The 20,419-nt window shown below is 59.1% G+C and carries 15 protein-coding genes; 4 read left to right on the plus strand and 11 right to left on the minus strand.

Annotation, left to right across the window (positions count from 1 at the left end; genetic code table 11):
* Positions 1 to 87: 87 nt before the first annotated feature.
* Positions 88 to 1,323: an MFS transporter gene (locus ACXAH0_RS15145; protein WP_475178829.1), complete on the plus strand. Its 1,236-nt coding sequence runs from the start codon at positions 88 to 90 to the stop codon at positions 1,321 to 1,323.
* Positions 1,324 to 1,382: 59 nt separating this feature from the next.
* Here ACXAH0_RS15145 and ACXAH0_RS15150 read toward each other — a convergent pair whose 3' ends face one another.
* Positions 1,383 to 1,862: an N-acetyltransferase family protein gene (locus tag ACXAH0_RS15150; protein WP_475192520.1), complete on the minus strand. Its 480-nt coding sequence runs from the start codon at positions 1,860 to 1,862 to the stop codon at positions 1,383 to 1,385.
* A gap of 75 nt (positions 1,863 to 1,937) precedes the next feature.
* Here ACXAH0_RS15150 and ACXAH0_RS15155 point away from each other — a divergent pair, with 75 nt between their 5' ends.
* On the plus strand, positions 1,938 to 2,063 hold the full coding sequence (locus tag ACXAH0_RS15155; protein ID WP_475178835.1) for a hypothetical protein: 126 nt from the start codon (positions 1,938 to 1,940) through the stop codon (positions 2,061 to 2,063).
* A 33-nt stretch (positions 2,064 to 2,096) separates the two neighbouring features.
* Here ACXAH0_RS15155 and glyS read toward each other — a convergent pair whose 3' ends face one another.
* Complete coding sequence (glyS, locus tag ACXAH0_RS15160; RefSeq protein ID WP_475192522.1) at positions 2,097 to 4,184, minus strand: glycine--tRNA ligase subunit beta; 2,088 nt, start codon at positions 4,182 to 4,184, stop codon at positions 2,097 to 2,099.
* Positions 4,185 to 4,469: 285 nt separating this feature from the next.
* Between glyS and ACXAH0_RS15165 the strand changes: the two genes are divergently transcribed.
* The gene (locus ACXAH0_RS15165) at positions 4,470 to 6,044 is read left to right on the plus strand and encodes a putative bifunctional diguanylate cyclase/phosphodiesterase (protein WP_475192525.1); all 1,575 of its coding nucleotides are present in this window, start codon (positions 4,470 to 4,472) and stop codon (positions 6,042 to 6,044) included.
* A 133-nt stretch (positions 6,045 to 6,177) separates the two neighbouring features.
* Here ACXAH0_RS15165 and ACXAH0_RS15170 read toward each other — a convergent pair whose 3' ends face one another.
* The 7 genes from ACXAH0_RS15170 to ACXAH0_RS15200 all read right to left on the minus strand — a co-directional run bounded on the left by ACXAH0_RS15170 (position 6,178) and on the right by ACXAH0_RS15200 (position 13,559).
* Entirely contained in the window at positions 6,178 to 6,858 is a 681-nt protein-coding gene (locus ACXAH0_RS15170) for an OmpW/AlkL family protein (protein WP_475179202.1), read from the minus strand.
* Between the two features lie 515 nt (positions 6,859 to 7,373).
* Positions 7,374 to 9,317 (minus strand): DUF2207 domain-containing protein, encoded by a 1,944-nt coding sequence (locus ACXAH0_RS15175; protein ID WP_475192527.1) that lies wholly within the window; start codon positions 9,315 to 9,317, stop codon positions 7,374 to 7,376.
* Positions 9,318 to 9,329: 12 nt separating this feature from the next.
* Positions 9,330 to 9,875 (minus strand): LemA family protein, encoded by a 546-nt coding sequence (locus tag ACXAH0_RS15180; RefSeq protein ID WP_475179205.1) that lies wholly within the window; start codon positions 9,873 to 9,875, stop codon positions 9,330 to 9,332.
* 151 nt (positions 9,876 to 10,026) lie between these two features.
* On the minus strand, positions 10,027 to 10,992 hold the full coding sequence (locus ACXAH0_RS15185; protein ID WP_475192530.1) for a glycine--tRNA ligase subunit alpha: 966 nt from the start codon (positions 10,990 to 10,992) through the stop codon (positions 10,027 to 10,029).
* Between the two features lie 316 nt (positions 10,993 to 11,308).
* Positions 11,309 to 11,494, minus strand: coding sequence for a hypothetical protein (locus ACXAH0_RS15190; RefSeq protein WP_475192534.1), 186 nt, complete (start codon positions 11,492 to 11,494; stop codon positions 11,309 to 11,311).
* A 99-nt stretch (positions 11,495 to 11,593) separates the two neighbouring features.
* Complete coding sequence (locus tag ACXAH0_RS15195; RefSeq protein ID WP_475178856.1) at positions 11,594 to 12,454, minus strand: S49 family peptidase; 861 nt, start codon at positions 12,452 to 12,454, stop codon at positions 11,594 to 11,596.
* Between the two features lie 121 nt (positions 12,455 to 12,575).
* Positions 12,576 to 13,559 carry a uracil-DNA glycosylase gene (locus tag ACXAH0_RS15200; protein WP_475178859.1) on the minus strand — a complete coding sequence of 328 codons (984 nt, stop codon included), beginning with the start codon at positions 13,557 to 13,559 and terminating at the stop codon, positions 12,576 to 12,578.
* 316 nt (positions 13,560 to 13,875) lie between these two features.
* Here ACXAH0_RS15200 and ACXAH0_RS15205 point away from each other — a divergent pair, with 316 nt between their 5' ends.
* Positions 13,876 to 15,552 carry an electron transfer flavoprotein-ubiquinone oxidoreductase gene (locus ACXAH0_RS15205; RefSeq protein WP_475192537.1) on the plus strand — a complete coding sequence of 559 codons (1,677 nt, stop codon included), beginning with the start codon at positions 13,876 to 13,878 and terminating at the stop codon, positions 15,550 to 15,552.
* A gap of 1,927 nt (positions 15,553 to 17,479) precedes the next feature.
* On the opposite strand, the gene ACXAH0_RS15210 is transcribed toward ACXAH0_RS15205, so the two are convergent.
* Both ACXAH0_RS15210 and ACXAH0_RS15215 read right to left on the minus strand, forming a co-directional pair.
* Positions 17,480 to 18,829 (minus strand): DEAD/DEAH box helicase, encoded by a 1,350-nt coding sequence (locus tag ACXAH0_RS15210; protein WP_475192539.1) that lies wholly within the window; start codon positions 18,827 to 18,829, stop codon positions 17,480 to 17,482.
* Between the two features lie 320 nt (positions 18,830 to 19,149).
* A complete protein-coding gene (locus ACXAH0_RS15215; protein ID WP_475192541.1) occupies positions 19,150 to 20,280 on the minus strand; it encodes a PQQ-dependent sugar dehydrogenase in 1,131 nt (376 codons plus the stop codon).
* Between the last annotated feature and the right edge of the window lie 139 nt (positions 20,281 to 20,419).

Genomic DNA, 20,419 nt, shown 5'->3' on the forward strand with positions numbered 1-20,419 from the left:
CATTTGTGATTGATAGATCAAAAATTTGCACTTTATCAATTCACGCGAGCCGCTATCTTGCACCCACCCCATCCTTCGAGGTTCTGAATGACGGCTTCTTCTTCGCCGGCCCGCCAAGGTCCAAACATTCCGCTCATCATCGTCTGCGGCTGCCTGATCGCCCTGATTTCGTTCGGCCCCCGGTCTGCCATGGGCCTGTTCTTTCAGCCCATGACGGAAGCCCGGGGCTGGAGCCGGGAGGTTTTTGCCCTCGCCATCGCCATCCAGAATCTGGTCTGGGGGTTCGGGCAACCCATTGCAGGCATGATTTCCGACCGCTTCGGCACCTGGAAAAGCATGACCCTGGGCGCTCTTCTTTATGGCAGCGGTCTCCTCATCATGATCGATGCCCAGAGCCCGCTGGCCCTGCATCTGTCGGGCGGCATCCTGATCGGGCTTGGAATTGCCTTTTCATCCTTCTCCCTGGTGCTGGCCTCCTTTGGCCGGACCGTCTCCCCCGAACAGCGCTCCCTGGCCTTTGGCATCGGCACAGCGTCCGGCTCCCTTGGCCAATTCCTGTTCGCCCCCCTGGGCGGAACCCTGATTGCCACAATCGGCTGGCAGGACACGCTTCTGGTCTTTGCTGGCCTGATGGCCTTGATCCCCTTTCTTGCAGCTGCGCTAAGGGGAAAGGCGAACCAGCCACAGGGTTTGGCACCGGAGGCCGATCAGAACCTTGCCAGCGCCGTTGCCGAAGCCTTTGGAACCCGCAGCTTCTGGCTGCTGACCATCGGCTTTTTTGTCTGCGGCTTCCATGTGGCTTTCATCACCGTGCATCTGCCGCCCTTCATCGCCGACAAGGGACTTGATCCGAGCTGGGGCGCCTGGGCCATTGCGCTGATCGGCCTGTGCAACATCGCCGGATCGCTTGCCTCCGGCTATATTGGCGGGCGTTATTCCAAACCTGTGTTCCTGTCCCTGATTTATATTGCCCGTGCCGTAGCGATCTTCCTGTTCATCATGCTGCCCGTAACGCCTCTGTCCGTGCTGGTCTTTTCCGGTGTCATGGGCATTTTGTGGCTGTCGACCGTGCCGCCAACCTCCGGACTGGTCGCGGTCATGTTCGGACCGCGCTACATGGCAACCCTCTTTGGCTTCGTCTTCCTTTCCCACCAGATTGGCAGTTTTCTGGGCGTCTGGCTCGGCGGCAAGCTGTATGACGAAACGGGTTCCTATGACATTGTCTGGTGGAGCGGGATCGTGCTCGGCATTCTGGCCGCGCTCATTCACTGGCCGATTGAAGAAAAACCGGTCCCACGGCTGACACAGCAAGCGGCGGAATAGGCCGCCGCCCTTTGTCGCGCGAAGCCTTCACTGCCGGATTGCAACTTCAGTGCCCCGGATCATGCGCAACTGAAGCGCTTTGACACCGTCTCTTCGCCGGACCGGTAGTCTTCAAACCCCATCCTGGAATAATAGGCCAGCCCACCGCTGTTTTCCTTGCGGATCGTTGCATCGATGTGCTGGATTCCCCCCTGTCTGGCTGCTGCTGCCGTTTGCCTGAAGAGCTGCGTTCCCACTCCACGCCCATGGGCGGACGGGTCGACATAGGTTGCAATCACGCCCCAATCTGCAGGCAGTTTGAGCTCCCCCGGCCAGTCCGGATCACTGCGCACAAGCGATTGAAACCCGAGGATACCGGCTCCCTCGACGGCGGCATGGCAGCAAAGGCCGAAGACCGGCGGCATGAATTCGCTCCGGATTTTGTCCGCATCAAAGGGCGTGCGGTAGGCGGTTGATCCTCCGATGGCGATGATCCGGTTGATCAGCTGCGCCATCCCGTCCAGATCTTCAGGACGCGCGGTGCGAATTTCCAAGGACATCCATTTTTCCATTTTGATCCCGGTTCAGCCGTAGAGCTGTCATACCAACCACACTTGATAGAAGAGACCGATCTGATGACGTTTTCCAAGCCGCCGGACAGCGGTGCCAGCGGGGACCGGCTTGACATTCTGGAAGCGCAACTGGCGCTGCTCCAGCCGATGAACACCATGCGCAGCAAGGCCTCAAAGCGCAAAGGCTGAAACCGGCTTCCAGACGCCTGTTTCAGCCAGATATTACCCGGCCACTTTCGAGAAATCCGCCACCACATGGGTAGCGTCCCGGATTTCGGCAAGCAATTGCAGGCGGTTCAGGCGCAGGGCCGGATCGCCCGAATTCACCAGAATATCTTCAAAGAACCGGTCGACCGGTCCCCGCAGCTTCGACAGGGCTTCCATTGCACCTTCGAAATTCTCTGCGGAAACAGCCTTAGCGGCCTCGGCCTTTGCGGTATCTATGGCCGCGGCCAGATCGATTTCGGCCTGTTCCTTGAAATGATCCGCCTGGGGCTTTCCGGAGACCGGCGCCCCATCTTTCTTTTCTTCCGCCTTGAGGATGTTGACGGCGCGTTTGTAGCCCGCCAGCAGGTTGGTGCCATCGTCAGAGGCAACGAACCGGCCGAGTGCCTCCACCCGCTTGACCACCATCAGAAGATCATCCTGCCCCCCAAGGGCAAACACCGCATCGATCAGGTCATGGCGCGCGCCCTCATCCTTCAAATGCACTTTGAGGCGGTCCGCAAAGAAGGACAGGAGATCCGCCACCAGCGCGTCCGGCGCAGCCACATCCACCTTGATCGGGCCCAGCGCGGATGTCAGAGCCACGCCCAGCTTGAGCCGCAGATCGTTTTCCAGAACAATGCGCACCACGCCGAGCGCGGCCCGGCGCAGGGCATAAGGGTCCTTGGAGCCGGTCGGTTTTTCGTCAATGGCCCAGAATCCCGCCAGGAGGTCCAGCTTTTCCGCAAGAGCCACGCTGATGGCCACCGGCTCGGATGGCACCCGGTCGCTCGGCCCCTGGGGCTTGTAGTGATCCTCTATGGCAGTAGCGACAGAAACCTTTTCGCCTTGCGCGGCTGCGTAGTAGCGTCCCATCAGGCCCTGCAATTCCGGGAATTCAAAAACCATGCTGGACACAAGATCCGCCTTGGCGAGCTCCGCCGCCCGTTTGGCGTCGGTTTCATCGGCTCCGGTCAGGGAGGCAAGCCCGCCGGAGAGGTTGACAAGGCGCTTGACCCGGTCACCGACGCTGCCCAGCTTTTCATGGAACTTGACGTCCTCCAGCTTGGGCAGATTGTCACAGAGTTTCGTTTTCAGATCCGTTTCCCAGAAGAAGCGCGCATCGGACAGGCGGGCCCTGATGACCTTTTCATTTCCGGCCACGATCATCTTGCCGCCATCTTCGGCCAGAATGTTCGACACCAGAACGAACCGGTTGGCCAGACGGCCCGTCTTCGGGTCTTTGAGCACAAAGCATTTCTGATTGACGCGGATGGTCAGCTGAATGCACTCGTCCGGAATGTCGAGAAACGCTTCGTCGAAGCTGCCTGTCAGCACCACCGGCCATTCGACCAGCCCGGCCACTTCTTCCAAGAGGCCCGCATCTTCCACCAGCTCCAGTCCGAGTGCCAGCGCCCGGTCCTTGGCATCGTTCAGGATAATGTCCTTGCGCCGGTCTGCTTCCAGCACGACCTTGTGCTTTTCCAGGCTGGCCGCGTAATCGTCAAAACGGCGCACGGAAAAGACCTCATCGGCCAGGAAGCGGTGCCCCCGTGTTGTCTGGCCCGAGGCCAGGCCGTCAAATTCAAAGGATACGACCTCCGGCTCTTCCGTTTCAGGGCCGAAGGTGGCCACAATGGAATGGAGCGGGCGCACCCAGCGCGTCGCAGCCGTGCCCCAGCGCATGGATTTCGGCCAGGGGAAGCCGCGCAGAAGGCCCGGCATAAACTCGGCGATAATGTCGACGGCGGAGCGGCCCGGCTTTTCGATCACCGCAACATAGAAGTCGCCCTTCTTCGGGTCGCTCTGGATGGTGGCCTCGTCAATGGAGCCCAGTCCGGCCCCGCGCAGAAAGCCTTCGACGGCTTTGTCCGGCGCCCCCACGCGCGGCCCCTTGCGCTCCTCACGGGTGGCCGCAGACCCGGCCGGAACACCGGCCACATGCAGCGCAAGACGTCTGGGCGTTGCAAAGGCCTTGGCCCCCTCATATGGCAGACCCGCCTCCACCAGTGCATTGGTCACCAGGGATTTCAGGTCTTCAGCCGCCTTGCGCTGCATGCGGGCCGGGATTTCTTCGCTGAACAGCTCAAGCAGAAGATCAGGCATGGAATTTCGGGCCTTCGGTCTTGGGTAGGGCATTTGCAGGAACAACTGTGCGTCCGTTAGCAACTCGGGGCCAACTTGTCACCCCTTTTCCAGCAGCTCCAGCAGGGAAGCGCCCATCGCAAGAGTCCCGGCAAACAGGGCTATCATCCAGCTTGAGAGAACCGTAGCCATAAGCAAATTTAACTACGAGATTTCAGCACCTTGCTTCATCTTTCCTAAATGAATATGCGTGATATTCCAAGTATCAGTTAGTAAAGCAGATCTATTTGGACTGAATAAGTGATCATGAGGAACCTGTTCAGCGCCCGTTTCTTTACACACTCTTTAGCTGCAATTTTCATTGCCGCAATCTTTTGCTTTATCTTCTTCCTCTACATGCCCCATATTCTGGAAGAGGCGCATGAGGATTCTAGGCATCTGATCTTTGATATAGCGACCGGCATTTTCATGATCATCGCGCTGTTGGGCGTCCTTTGCGGCGTGTGGGCCACGAGCAGGCTGCGCCAGGAACTGCGCGCCAGGTCTTCGCAACATTCCGAAGCTCTGGCTCTGGCCCAGCATGATGCGCTGACCGGCCTGCCGAACCGCCGCCGGTTTCTGGAGGCCTTTCCGGACCTGTGCGATGATGTGAAGGACGGCCATTTCCGCGCGGTGATGATGCTGGACCTGGATGGGTTCAAACCGATCAACGACGTCTATGGCCACGCGTTTGGGGACAGTCTGTTGCGCAGTTTTGCCGACCGGCTGGCAAAAACCGTCGGACAGGATGGTCTCGTCGCCCGGCTCGGCGGCGATGAATTCGCCATTGTGTCCCCGGCGTTTCAGGACAAGGCGGAAGTCTCAAGCTTTGCCCGGCGCCTTGTGACCCGCATCACCGACCGGTTTGAGTTCGGCGATCGCCAGATTTCCGTCGGCACCAGCGTTGGCATTGCCCTTTACCCTCTGGATGGCCATGCGGTCACCGAGCTGCTGCGGCGCGCCGACATTGCGCTCTACCGCGCAAAATCGTCCGGCCGATCCACATACCGCTTCTTTGAAGTCGACATGGATGCGTCCATCCTGCACCGGACCCTTCTGGAACAAAGGCTGCGCCGTGCCATCGACGACGGCGATATCGTCGCCCATTTTCAACCCATTCTGGACATGAATACAGGCCGGATCGCCGGTTTTGAGGCGCTTGCCCGCTGGTGGGACAGCGACTTCGGTGCCGTTGCTCCCACCCAGTTCATCCCGATCGCCGAGGATTGCGGCATCATCTCGGACCTGACCCGGCACCTGCTCGCCCAGTCCTGCATCGCGGCCCGGGACTGGCCGGACGAGCTCTCTCTTTCTTTCAACCTGTCGCCCGTACAATTGCAGGATCCCGCCCTTCCCGAGCAGATCACGAATATTCTCAAAGCCAGTGCCTTCCCGCCCAGCCGGCTGGTGCTGGAAATCACCGAAACCTCCTTGTTGAAAAATCCGGATTCGGCAAGGCGTATTTTGCAGGAACTGACAGCGGCAGGCATCAGCATTGCGCTGGATGATTTCGGGGCAGGACATTCCTCCCTCAGCTATCTGCGGGATTTTCCGATCAAGAAGGTCAAGATCGACCGCTCCTTTACCGAACGTATGCTCACCGACAAACAATGTGCCGCCATTGTGGAAGCGGTCCTGGTACTGTCCAAAGGCCTGAATATCGATGCTGTGGCCGAAGGGGTCGAGCAGGACGAGGTACACGAAGCCCTCAGTTCGAATGGCTGCCAGTTCGGCCAGGGCTTCCTGTATGCACATGCCCTGCCCGCCAAAGAGGCCGCTGCGCTTTTGAGCCGGCAGGAAGCTGGCCAACCGCCCTTTTCCGGCAGTTCCAATGTGGCCTGATCCGGGTATGGCGGTCTAACGGGGCCACCAGAAAAGACGGCCACCGGAGCCGTTTGCCAGCCCCGGCGGCCAAAGACCTTGACCCTGAGGGTACTGGGAGGGGCCAATCGCCTTCCCCCGCCCCTTCACAGCTTTAGAAGCGGTAGGTGATACCGGCCCCCACCAGCCACGGATTGAGATCCGCCGTGCCGGAGAGTTCAGACCCGGCCACCGTTACGTCAAAATCCGGTTCCATGAAGATCTTCTTCACATCCATGTTGATGCCCCAGTGGTCATCGATCATGTAGTCGAAACCGGCCTGCACCGCAGCGCCCCAGGCATTCTGGATGTCCAGATTGTCCGCGCTTTCCGCTGACTGGTTGTAGAAGATCGTGTAGTTGACACCTGCTCCGACATAGGGCTTGAACGCGCCGAAATTGGTGAAGTGATATTGCAGCGTTAAGGTTGGCGGCAGCAGCCAGGTTTCCCCGACATCGCCAAGCGCACTGAGCGCGCCTTCGCCGTGCACCTTGGCATAGGTGGTGCCGAGAATAAGTTCGGCAGCAATGTTGTCGGTGAAGAAATAGGTGATGTCGAGCTCGGGAATCACGGTGTCCGTATAGGACAGATCGGATCCGGACACCCCATCCACGGACCCGCTATCCTCGGTAATGACCCCGAGAGCGCGCACACGCACCTGCCAGGGGCTGACCGTTTTGATCTGGTTGACCGGATCCTGAGGGGCGCCCTCTCCCAGGTCTGCCGCAAGAGCCTGATGCACCGGGGCGATGAGTCCTGCCGTGACGATCAGCCCCAGCAGCCCGGACATTTTCATATTCATGTCTGTCTCCATAATCGACGCGCAGAACTGCGCTTCACGTCGACTAGTTCCGACAGACATTGGCAACATTGACCTTTGTCAATTTACGCAAGCTTCCCGAAATTAAAATTCCGCTGCAACAGATAAACAACAAGACTGACGCAAATCGCCACGTGCCATCCACTTCAAACCGGACACACAATACTTCTGTATGTTTCCAGTGCTGCAATTCAATATCTTACGTATGGTCAATTTTGAATATTGATCAATGGGTGACCCACAGCAAGAACCGGAAATAGATACCGCCCGGCGGCTCCGGGTCTGACTGCGGACACGCGCTGTCCCCTTTTATTGAGGCAAGACCAAATCTCTTGCGTCAGACCCTAATGCGTTTCAGCCGCGCCAAGACTTGCGTTTTGTGTGCCAGGAGACCGCTATTGCCCCGGGCTGCGCCGCGCCAGAGCGCGGAACACGCCGCCCGACTGCAAACCTGAGGCAAATGGGAGGCAGGGGTCAAGGGCCCCGGCCGTCTACCAGCCACCGCCTCCACCGCCTCCGCCACCGCCGCCGGAAGACCCGCCTGAAAAGCCGGAACTGGAGGATTTGGGAACCGGCAGCGATGACTGGAAGGATTGGGCCATGGAACTGGCGGTCTCACCAAGCGTACTGGAAACGTGCGAAGGATCGAAACGTTGCCCCGCGTACCAATGGGGCTGGTAGCCCGCCGCTGCCGCCGCGCCTGCAGCCGTGGTTAGCCAGCCCTCGAACGCCTTGGACCAGGGCTTTTCCACCCCAAGCGCGACCGCATAGGGCAGAAGCTCTTCGAAATGCACCGTGCTCATGTCCGGGGCTTCAGCCATGTTCAGCCGCTCTTGTTCAGCGACCGACAGATAGAGCTTGAGCCCTTCGATCTCATCCAGCACCTGCCGCCCGAGGGCCGTCGGGGCACTGAGCAGGAAGAAAAAGAGCACATTCAGCGCCACCAGCACAGCTGCCACGACCGGCAGGACCGGGAGCGAACCGACACCGCCGGAGATGTTGTTGGCAACCAGGCCAGCGGCCGTCAGAGCGCCCACAGACAAGAGGAAAATCAAGCCCATGCGGAGCTGCATGTTCTGAAGGCGGAAAATGGCTTTGCCGATATTGACCGAAAAAGCGGTGGCAAAGACAGACAGGACCATGAACAGAAATGCAAATTCCCGATGCGCCTCAGACATCTGGCCAAAGAGAAACAGCGCCAGGACACACGCAGCGCTCAAAAGAGCGCCGGGGATCAGGTAAAACCGGTTGGTCTTGAAAAAGACGTTCCGGCTTTCCGTCTCAATGGCACCCCGGAAGCTGCTGCCAAGCGCCTTGATGGACTTTCCATTGCCCTCATAGATTTGCAAGGGAGCTCCAAGCCCTTTCAGAAACCGCACAAGTGCCGCCTCCCCCTCCGGCAAAGGCCGCTGCCCTCCGCCCCCGATCCCGGCCCCGTTCTCTTCAAGCGCAAGCACCACATCGCCGTCGTGCTGCTCCAGCCGCAGCCGTTTCTTGACCGCAAGATTGAGACTGGCCGCGGCAAGGGCGATCCAGCCGCCATCGCTGAAGCCCTGAGTGGACACATATCTGGCAAGAGCCGGCGACACATTTGCAGGCGGCTTGAACCGGGGAAAGATGACGCCTTTTGCCGGGTCCCGGCCGACCAGCAGCCAGGCCACGGTATAATAGACCAGCACCAGCAGGACACCGGCCCCGCCAATCAGCTCCGAGCTGTTGTCTGACAGGAAATAGCCGATCTGATCGGCTTGCGTCGGTGGCGTAACCGCCCCCTTCGGCATGGCCACAACGACGCTCATCCCCTCATAAGGGGCGAGCGGCTGGGTGGTCTTGAAAATCACTTCCCGGCCATTTTCGCCAACACTGGCCTCATAGGCCCGGAATGTCTGGCCAACCGCCCCGGTATAGGCCGTCCAGTCCCGGGCCTTTATGCCCTCCGGCAGAACCACCCGCGCCACCGCGTCGTCAATCGGGAAGATCCAGCCGTTGCCGGTCGCGTTCCAATAGACTTCGTCATGGTCCTTTAGAAAACGGATCTGCCGGTCCGTCTGGTATTTGATGGTGTATGTATAGGTGCCATGCTGCAGAAAGACATTTTTGTCGCCGATATAGATCCGGACACCGGCCCCATTGCCGTTTTCTTGAAAGGCGGCGGGCTTGCCTTCTTGCAGAACCGACAGCAGCTTGAAACCGGCCCGGTAGACCCGACCGCCCTCCCCTTCGATCTGGAGGGGAATGTCACGGTAGATACCGCGCTTGATCTGTGCGCCTTCCGCCCGCACGGCGATCGTCTCGGTCACGGTCAAAAGGCCGCTCCGGGCCACCTCGATATTGGAGACAAAGCGCAAGATGCGCTCTTTCGCCAGCGCAGTCCCCCCGTTCAAGCTGCCAGCAGCCAGCAGAACAAGGACGGCAAAAACCTTCTTCAGGATCACAGGCGCAGCTCCCTAAAACTGAACCTGAGGAACAGCCCGCTCGGCAGCGTCCTCGATCTCGAAATAGTCCGCTTTTTCAAACTTGAACTGGGTCGCGACAAGATTTGACGGGAAGCTCTCGACAGCCACATTCAGACCGCGGACAGCGCCATTGTAATAGCGGCGTGCCATCTGGATGGCATTTTCGATCTCGTCCAGAGAGGCATGCAGATCGGAAAAGTTCTGGCTTGCCTTCAGATCCGGATAGGCTTCGGCAACAGCAAAAAGGCGGCCAAGTGCCAGGCCCAAGGCGCCTTCCGCCTTCGCCCGGCCCGCCACATCATCTTGCGCCACCGCTCCGGCCGACGCCCGCAACTGGGTGACCTGGTCCAGCGTCTCCTGCTCGTGATCCGCATAGCCTTTGACGGTTTCAACCAGATTGGGAATGAGATTGGCCCGGCGCTTCAGCTGGACGTCAATTCCGCTCCAGCCCTCTTCCACCATCTGCCGCTTCTTCACGAGCGTATTGTAGAGAAAAATCGCATAGACCGACACAGCGATCAAAATGGCAAAAACAATCCAGCCCAAGGCGCGCCCCTTTTCTGACCCAAGCAACAGGTTCCAGGGGCTCATGCGGCTCAGCGCAGACCCTGGCAACAATCGGGTCAAACGCTAGCCTTTTAGGGTGGCTTTGTCATCCTGCCGGTCTCTTGAGGACCGCAATAAGCGCCTATTCAGCGGCCTGGTTGTGATAGCCGACGCCGCCCGCTTCCGTTTCCAGGAACGCGGCCCCGCAGGCTTTCGCCAGTTCGCGCACGCGCAGGATATAGCTCTGGCGCTCAGTTACGGAAATCACGCCGCGCGCGTCCAGAAGGTTGAAGGCATGGCTGGCCTTGATGCACTGGTCATAGGCGGGCAGCACCACCTGATGCACCGCAGCACCGGCGTCTTCCTTCGCCTTGGCTCCGGCTGCCAGCAGCGCCCGGCACTCGTTTTCCGCATCCTTGAAATGGCGGAACAGGATCTGAGTATCGGCATGTTCAAAATTGTGCCGGGAATATTCCTGTTCAGCCTGCAGAAAGACATCGCCATAGGTCACCTTGGCATCGCCTTCCATGCCGTTGTAATTCAGCTCATAGACGTTATCGACGCCCTGAATATACATGGCCAGGCGCTCTAGACCGTAGGTGAGTTCGCCGGAGACCGGGGAACATTCAAAACCGGCAACCTGCTGGAAATAGGTGAACTGGGAGACTTCCATCCCGTCGCACCAGCATTCCCAGCCAAGGCCCCACGCGCCCAGGGTCGGGCTTTCCCAATCGTCTTCCACAAAGCGGATGTCATGCAGTTTCGGATCGAGCCCGATCGCATAAAGGGATCTGAGGTAAAGGTCCTGAAGGTCGGCAGGGGACGGCTTCAAGATCACCTGGAACTGGTAATAATGCTGCAGCCGGTTCGGGTTTTCACCATAGCGCCCGTCCGTCGGGCGGCGGGAGGGCTGCACATAGGCGGCCTTCCAGGGGCGCGGCCCGAGCGAGCGCAAGGTGGTGGCCGGATGAAACGTGCCAGCGCCAACTTCCATGTCATAGGGCTGCAACACCACACAGCCCTGATCCGCCCAGAAGCGTTGCAGCGTGAGGATCAGGCCTTGGAAGGAATTTTCAGGGCGCATATGCGCCGGAACGTCGCTCGACATGACTGTGTTCTATCCGTGGGACCGGCCGTGGAACCGGGAAATTGGTCTGGAAACCGGGCAGACCCTGCCCGGCCGTCAGCGCGACAGGTGCCACGGTGGCCGGATAAGGTCAAGGGTGCAGGCAAGAGCCCTGACACAAACCCGGCTGCGCCTGAACTTGACACGCCCCGGGAGATCAATTTACTGGCGGGACCGGTCCCAGACACCTGCTGCTCGCAGACTTCTGCATCAGTGACGACCTGCCTCAATTTCCCGGTCTTTTTTTCCGGCAGGCAGCACGCCTGGTAAATGACAGAAAAGCGGCTGACCGGTTGCGTCAGCCTTGCGGCCGGTATTTGCCGGTTTCGGGGTCGCGCACGAGCTTCGCCCCGCGCCCGTTCGGATCGGCCTTGGCAGCGGCCCGGGAAATCTGGGTCTCCACCTCGGCCATCTTGCGCTTGATGCGCTGGACAATCCAGTAACCGCCAACGGCAAGGGCGGCAACGCCAATCAATTCCGTCATCTCAATTCCCCTTCCCTTGAATTCCCGCCCCAAAACAATCCTGCGCCAAATCGCCGGGCAGTCCCTTAAAGGGCTGTTGCGGCTTGACCGGATCTTGCTTCAAAGGCCGTAGCGCATCCACAAGGCCCGATTTTCAATAGCAGAGATCAGCTCGTCGCCGAGCCCTTCACTCAGGCGGCGCCCCGGCAGCAAAACTCCAAGTCCTGCGCGCCGGCCCAGCAACCCGCGCGGTGCGGATATCAGGCGTGGTTCGGCCTTGTCACCATAGCGCTCCTTCAGGACACCGCGCAAATCGCCAATGGCATCGGCCAGCCCCAGTTGGACCGCCGTGCGCCCGGTCCAGAACTTTCCAGTGTAAAGGTCCGGGTCCTCGGTCAGGACATCGCCGCGCCGGGATTTGACCAGCTCAATGAAAGTCTCGTGAATTTCCTGCTGCAGGGTCTTCAGATACTCAATGTCCTCCGGGACTTCCGGTTGAAACGGGTCGAGCGTGACCTTCTTTTCCCCGGCCGTATAGACCCGCCGGTCAACACCGATTTTCTTGATCAGCTCGGTGAAGCCGAACCCGGCTGCCACAACACCAATCGAACCGATGATGGAGGACGGATCGACCAGAATCTCGTCCCCGGCCAGGGCGATCATGTAGCCGCCGCTTGCCGCAACATCCTCCACGAAAACAAGAACCTCTTTCTCGTTTTCCTTGGCCAGATCCCGGATCCGCTTGAAAATCAGACGTGATTGGACTGGCGAGCCCCCTGGCGAGTTCACCACCAGCGCCACAGCCGGGGCCTTTTTCATGGAAAAGGCCTTTTCCAGCGGGAGTGCAGCGGATGCCAGCGAAAGGCCGGAGCGCATGGGCCCCTGCACATTGCCAATCGCGCCCTGAAGGCGCACAACCGGGATCACCGGCGTATCATTGCGGAAGCGTTTGGGAAGGAAACGGCGGAAACTGGAAAGCACTCTGAAAAGCCCCGGACTGTCAAAACATCTTCTGGATATATGTATCAAGTGAGGCCTTGCAAAGGCCGGTTGCCGGAATTTGCCGTGTGCCCTGACCGGCAGCCGCTCAGCTCTCTTTAGATCAACCGTCTCTTGGGGACAGCCGGTCGTGAATGCTGAGGAAATCACGCCAGGACAAGCGCTTTTCCAGCGGGCTGCGCAGCAGATAGGCTGGATGATAGGTGGCGATTGCAGCGATCTCGCGTTCTTTCAGAGGATAGCTCATCCAGCGGCCGCGCATTTTGCGGATGCCGTCCTGAACACCCAGAAGGGTTTTGGCGGAGGCGGCCCCCAGAAACACCAGAATATCCGGATCGATCAGCTCGATCTGGCGCTTGATGAAAGGCTTGCAGATTTCCGTTTCCTGAGGCGTCGGGGTGCGGTTTCCAGGCGGGCGCCAGGGCACCACATTGGCAATATAGACCTCTGACCGGTCGAGCCCGATGGCCGCCAGCATACGGTCCAGCAATTGCCCGGAGCGGCCGACGAAAGGCTTTCCCTGCAAGTCCTCGTCCCGGCCCGGCGCCTCGCCGACAAACATGAGCCTGGCGGACGGGGCCCCGTCGGCAAAAACGAGCTTCTTGGCGGTGAGTTTCAAATTGCAGCCGTCAAAAGCCTCCAGGCAAGCGCGCAGCTCATCGAGCGTTTCCGCCGAAGCCGCCAGATCACGCGCCGACGCAATGATCTGCTGATCGGGAATAACGGCCGGCTGGCCCGCCATGGGCGCCGGCCCTGATCCAGGCATGACGGCAGGTGCCGATGCGGGCGGAGAGGCTTGCGCAGCCCCTCTTCCTTTCCCCCGCGGCTGATCCTGCGCGGGCAGTGTGCCCGCCCTGCTGTCCTGCCAGCCAGAAGCGCCTGGAGCGGCAGACTCGGCTCCCGCCGCAGCAGGTGCCGCAGCCTGACCTGCAGGTGCAGGCACGGCCGAGCGGCGCGCAGCGGCCTGCTGACGCGAGCGCTCTGCCCAGTCAACCGGCGTGTCTCCGAGAAAACAGTCGATGCCCGCGTCGATATAGAACTCCAACAGGCTTTCTATCGCGCGCAGGTCTTCATGCGTGTGTTGCACCAAATTGGCCTCCGGCGCGCGATTTTATCCGCTTGCCCGCCAAGAACAAGATCCCACATGACTTGCCCCTGCGTTCCGGGCCGTTTTGCACCCGCTTTGCACATCTCATTCAAGTCGCGCCGTGGTTTTTTGACGCTTACGTAAACGGCATCACCCCTCTTGACGCCCTCCCCTTGCTTTGGTCTATCTGTGCGCAAATTCGAGCGGAACAGCAGTAAATTTCGTAATCAGCACGGAAAAATGTCGTGTTTTGCTCTGCGAAATCAGGCAAACAGGGCCAGATTGAAGTGCGCCCAGTGGGCAGAGGGAGACATCAATGAGCGAAGAAGACGCGCTTGGCGAACGCGAGAGCATGGATGTGGATGTCGTCATTGTCGGCGCCGGCCCTGCCGGGCTCGCCGCGGCGATCCGGCTGAAGCAGATTGCCAATGATAAAGGGGAAGAGCTCAGCGTCGTTGTGCTGGAAAAAGGCTCTGAAGTCGGCGCCCACATTCTGTCCGGCGCGGTGATCGACCCGATTGCCCTGGACAAGCTGCTTCCGCAATGGCGCGAGGAAGACAGCCCGGTCAAAACGGAGGTGACTGCGGACCATTTTCTGGTGCTTGGCCCGGCCGGGTCCCTGCGCCTGCCCAATATGCTGCTGCCCAAGCTGATGAACAACCACGGCAATTACATTGTCTCGCTTGGCAATGTCTGCCGGTGGCTGGCTGAAAAGGCCGAAGCGCTCGGCGTGGAGATCTATCCCGGCTTTGCGGCGGCCGAAATCCTCTATGATGATGAGGGCCGCGTTGCCGGTGTCGCCACCGGGGACATGGGCATTGGCCGGGACGGCAAACCCAATGCCATGTTCACGCGCGGCATGGAACTGCGCGGCAAATACACGCTCATCGGGGAAGGCGCGCGCGGCTCCCTGGCCAAGGAGCTGATTGCAAAATTCACTCTCGACAAAGACAGCGATGTGCCGAAATTCGGCATTGGTATCAAGGAATTGTGGCAGATCGATCCGGAAAAGCACAAGCTCGGCCTGGTACAGCATTCCTTCGGCTGGCCCCTGGACGGCAAGACCGGCGGCGGTTCGTTCCTCTATCATCTGGAAGACAATCAGGTGGCGGTCGGCTTTGTGGTCCACCTGAATTACGAAAACCCCTGGCTGTCACCGTTTGACGAGTTCCAGCGGTTCAAGACCCACCCGGCGATCCGGGACACGTTCGAGGGGGGCAAGCGCATTTCCTATGGCGCCCGGGCCATTACCGAAGGCGGATACCAGTCCGTCCCGAAACTTTCCTTCCCCGGTGGCCTGCTGATGGGCTGCTCGGCCGGGCTCGTGAATGTGCCGCGCATCAAGGGCTCCCACAATGCCATGCTGTCGGGCATGTTGGCAGCCGAGGAAGTCATGGCTGCCCTTGGCCGTGGCGAAGCCCATGCGGAGCTGAGTGGATATGATAGCGCGTGGCGGGACAGCCCCATCGGGCAGGACCTAAAGAAAGTGCGCAATGCCAAACCGCTCTGGTCGAAATTCGGCACCTGGCTCGGCATTGGTCTGGGCGGGCTGGACATGTGGACCAATGAACTGTTTGGATTTTCCTTCTTCGGCACGCTCAAACACGGCAAGCGGGACAGCGAAACCCTGAAGCCGGCCAAGAACTGCAAGAAGATTGACTATCCCAAACCGGATGGCGTGGTCTCCTTCGACAAGCTCTCCTCTGTGTTCCTGTCCAACACCAACCATGAGGAAGATCAGCCGATCCATCTGAAAGTGGCTGACCCCGCCCTGCAGAAAGCCTCCGAGCATGACATTTTTGCAGGTCCCTCCAACCGTTACTGCCCGGCGGGGGTCTATGAATGGGTGGAAGACGGCGAGGACGTGCCCCGTTTCCAGATCAATTCGCAGAACTGCGTCCATTGCAAAACCTGCGACATCAAGGACCCGAACAGCAACATCACCTGGACGGTGCCGGAAGGGGCTGGCGGACCGAACTATCCAAACATGTAATACCAGGCTCTGCGGTAGTAATTCCGCCCGCAGGTCTTTTCCTGTAGTTAGCGCTGATCATGGAAGAACAGGCAGCGCCGGGTGTCTAGATCACCCGGCGCTGCCGTCTTGTGGCCGATGGGTCGTCTCAGACCGGCTATTTGTGGGGGGACGCCGGTCTGGTGCGGTTGTCAAAAGCACACGTTTGGACAGCCGTAAAACGGCCTCCTGTTGCAACGCTTTCGCCCGCGCCACAAGGTCTAAGCTGTTCTTTCCGAACAGCATTCTTTTAGGAGTCGGAGGTCCAGATGGAGCCGACGTGCACATGTTCCAGGTCTTTGCCCGGTTTATTTTGCCTCTTTAATTTATTTGCTTAATTTAAGAGACAGTCGCGTTTTATACTCACGCTACGTCATCGTCAAACAGATATCGGGCCAGATAAAACTTTGTTATAGGTCCAATACTGATTTTTATTCCATATGGTCAAAATTACCTGATTTTGTTTACTTTTTATGCAAATCCTGAGTATTCGACTCCAATTATAGATTTTCCCTTCAGTCGTCTTACACATATTTTCGAAGCCATGGGCTCTCAAAAAGCTTTTATTTTTCATTTGTTTAACAATTTCTTCCAATAAATTTTCCTTCATAAGATTTTTCTATACAATAATAGATAAAGAAGATATTTCTCGCAATTCTTTGAAAACAAAGCATTTCTTGCAGCTGTGGACAAAGCCACACAATCAGCGGTTACTTCATCGGATTGCAAATTATGCAGGCACATACGTATAAACCATTGTTTTATATATATTAATAAGATATCCACACCGCATTCTCCGGAAATCCGGTTGTATTTGCAGACTCAGGCCTGTTAATCTAATTTTACTTGCATTGGGGCTTGCAAGATTGATTTCCGCCACTTTTGGAAGAACTTCGATCGTTTCTTCTCAGAAATACTGCGGGTTCCCCATAATCCTTGGAAATCTGGCCGCCAGCTGGCGATCAGATACCTTGTGGGCAAGAGACGGAGATGACCGAGTAGGTGCGCGGCGGTGCCAAATCGGGATTGGATGTTTCTCACAGTATATTCAGGGCAACGGCAGACGCCCTGAACCCCATCGACCACAGGGTCTGGCACCGGGAAGGCCACTTCCCGGTGCAATTTTTTTCCAAAGCCAAAACCCGTTCGATGTGCGCCTGCCGCGGTCATGCGGCCTGCGATCAACCTCAACTGGCAGATACCGGTCTGATGGTTTTTCCGATTTGCGGGCAAGACCGGCTGCGCAGAACGGTCCCCCCGGCTGTTCAAGCGGCGCAACGCCGTCCGGCAGCCTGGAAAATACAACTGGAGGCGGGTTCTGGTCCCCTTCGGCCAGCGCATCGTTGTACCAAGCGCAGTTGATCATGAGCTATTTGATGTCCCATTTGCGTTCAACGGCGAAAGCAAAGTCACGTTGCATCGGATTTGCCTTTCGCTGCCTGAAATCAGAGATTTCAACGCAAAAGACAAAACAGGTTCAATCCGGAAATACGCGATACTGCCTAGGCGGGTCGCGCGCCCCGGTCTGGTTGACCGGATCAGCGGTGCAACGATGTCCGTGGGCGAGATTGGCTCAAGGGAGGCCGCATTCGGAGAGACTTAGGATGTTATGTTGTCGCACGTCTGGCCCGAGACCCCGTATCGACCTGCGACGCACTCCTGGCCGAAGCCCCTCCAAGCGCGATCCAACAGATCAGGATCAATTCCGCTTGGTATTGGGCCTTTGAACCAATAGAGAGGCCCGCCCTGTTGAAAGGAAACAGCTAGCCGGTGCTCATCCACTCGCGGATGAGCACCGGCTGATCTTGTTGCAGATCTTGCCCGGTATGCCAAACTCGCGCTCTAATCTGCGCCGAGCCGAAAGACTGCCAAAACCGGTCGGAGTGGGCCCGGTCAATCGGGATTGGTCTCAGGCCGCTTTGTTGCGGCGGTTCGGCCGACGCCGTTTGGAGGGACGGGACGGGGCCGCATTGTCATTGTCGCCACTGGCCGCATCTTTGTGCGCACCGCGTTTGGGATGTGACCGCTTCTGGTCGCCCCGGTTCTGGTTGCCCCTGGACTGCCCCCCGCGGCTTTGCCCGCCACGGTTCTGGCCGCCGCGTTTTGACCGGCTTTCAGCAGCCGACATGGGCGGAACCTCCCCTCCGGCCACAGGGATATCAATCCCGATCAGCTTCTCAATCTGCCGGAACAGGGCGATTTCTTCCGGAGCGCACAAGGCAACCGCCTCACCTTCCGCACCCGCGCGCGCGGTGCGGCCGATCCGGTGCACATAGGCTTCGGCAACCTCGGGCAGCTCGAAATTGAAAACATGGCTCACGCCGGGAATATCGATACCCCTGGCTGCAACATCAGTGGCCACAAGCACGTTGATCTTGCCTTCGCGCAGCTCCCGGATCGCCCGGTCCCGCTGGTTCTGGCTCTTGTTGCCGTGGATGGAGCCCGCCGCAACACCGCTCTGGGCAAGTTTACGCATCAGCCGCTCCGCACCGTGTTTCGTGCGGCAGAAAACCAGAGACAGGCTGTCCGGCTGGGCCTGCAACTGGTCCAGCAGAAAGTCCGTCTTTTCCTTACGGTCCATGAAATGCACACTCTGGGTGATCTTGTCCGCCGTGCGCCCGGCCGGGGCGACTTCAACCCGCTCCGGAGAGCGGAGATATGACTTGGCCAGATCACCGATCTGCTTGGGCATGGTTGCGGAAAACAGCAGCGTTTGGCGTTCGTCCCGCACCAGGCCGGAAATCCGGCGCAGCGCGTGGATGAACCCGAGATCCAGCATCTGGTCGGCTTCGTCCAAAACCAGGTAGGAGGCTGTGCCAAGGTCGACAGCTTCCCGGTCCACCAGGTCCAGAAGCCGGCCCGGCGTTGCCACCAGAATATCGGTGCCCTTGGCCAGACGCTTGATCTGGCCGTTGATCGACACGCCGCCCACCACGGACGTGACCCGCAGCGGTGTCTTGCGCAGAAAGGAAACCAGGTTCTTGGCGATCTGGTTGACCAGTTCGCGGGTCGGCGCAAGAATCAGCGCCCGGGTTCCTTTGGGCTGAGGCGCTTCACTCTGATCCTGAAGCCGATCGATCAGCGGCAGGCCGAAGGCCGCCGTTTTGCCGGTACCGGTCTGGGCAAGCCCCATCAAGTCCCGGCCCTTCAAAATGAGCGGGATCGCCTTTTCCTGAATCGGAGTCGGTGCGTCATAGCCGTTTTCTGACACGGCTTTTACAAGATCACCGGACAGACCCAGGTCTTTAAAGTTGGTCAAAGTCATTTCCTTGTTGCGAGCGTTGCAAACGCTCTTGTCACCGCAAGGACATTCCTTGCAGTCTTGTCTTTGGTTTGCGGCAGCCGGACCTTTTGTCCTGACTCTTTGCCGCCAGACCCTCACGTGACATGGGAACTGGTTGAGCCTCGCATCAGGCTCGAAATCTTGTGCAATTGGGTGCGCCTGCCTCAGAAACCCCGGTTTCGGGCGACTGCGACCCAAGACTGCTCACGCGGCAGTGTTGCAGAGCGCTATATCGTCGTCCCGGCCCGAAATGTCAAGCAAACAACATAGCTCCCAAAAGAAAACGCTGCGTCCGCCTATTGTGGCAACAGACGCAGCAACCGTCCGTCATCAGTGTCTGTCAACACATAGAGATACCCGTCCGGCCCCTGACGCACATCCCGGATGCGTTCGCCCAGATCTTCCAGCAGCTGGACCTCACCGGCGATGCGCGTGCCCTCCAGATCCAGCTTCGCCAGATGCTGCCCGCGCAGGGCCCCTACCAGCAGATCTCCCTGCCAGTCCGGGTAGCGGCCACTGCTGATAAAGGTCATGCCGGAGGGGGCAATGGACGGGTCCCAAAAATAGACCGGCTGTTCCATCCCGGCTTTCTCCGTCCCCTCCCCGATCTTGCCACCCGAATAATGCCGTCCGTAGGAAATGACCGGCCAGCCATAATTCCTGCCCGCTTGAGGAATGTTGATTTCATCTCCCCCGCGCGCACCATGTTCCACGGTCCATAAGACACCCGTTTGCGGATGAATGGCAGCGCTTTGGGGATTGCGGTGGCCGATGGACCAGATTTCGGGTTTCGCACCCTGCCGGTTCAGGAAGGGATTGCCTTCAGCCGGCGTTCCGTCCGGCGTCAGGCGCAGAACGGAGCCGGTGTGATCCGACAGATCCTGGGCCCGCTCGCCATCTCCCCGGTCGCCCAGCGTCATGAACAGATTGCCGTCAGGGGCAAAGGCCAGACGCGAGCCAAAATGCCTGCCGCCATAGGCGCGGTTGTTGCCCTGGAAAATTGTCTTGCCGTCTTCCAGACGGTAGCCGCCCTCACCGGCCACAAGCCTGCCCCGGAACAGCGAGGTCCCAGCCCCTTCCGGAGAGCCTTGCGAAAAGCTCAGATAGACAAGGCCGTCCTCCTGAAAGGCCGGGCTGAGCGCCACATCCAGCAACCCGCCCTGCCCTTGGGCAAACACCTCCGGCGTGCCCGACACAACGCTTTGCACGCCTTCTGGCGAGATTGCCTTCAAAAGGCCGTCCCGCTCGCTCACCAGGTAGCCGCCGCCGGGCAGAAAGGCGACGGCCCAGGGATAGGAGAGACCGCCAGCAACCTCTTCCACCGTGACGGAGGTCTGTGCCAGCGCGGGCCCCGTCTGCACAAAAGTGGCTGACATCGCGATACCTGCACTTGCAACGATCCCCTGAAAGCACTTGCGCACACCCATTTGCAACTCCCGGTCATGAGGCTTTCACCTTTACGTAGAGCGCCTTCGACCCCGTTCAACATCATGGCCGTTCCTGAAAGATGGCACTTAGGACACAGCGTCGAAAACCAAAAGGGCAGAGCGGCGGCGCCGCTCTGCC

The organism is Roseibium sp. AWQ4_290, from assembly GCF_056160985.1.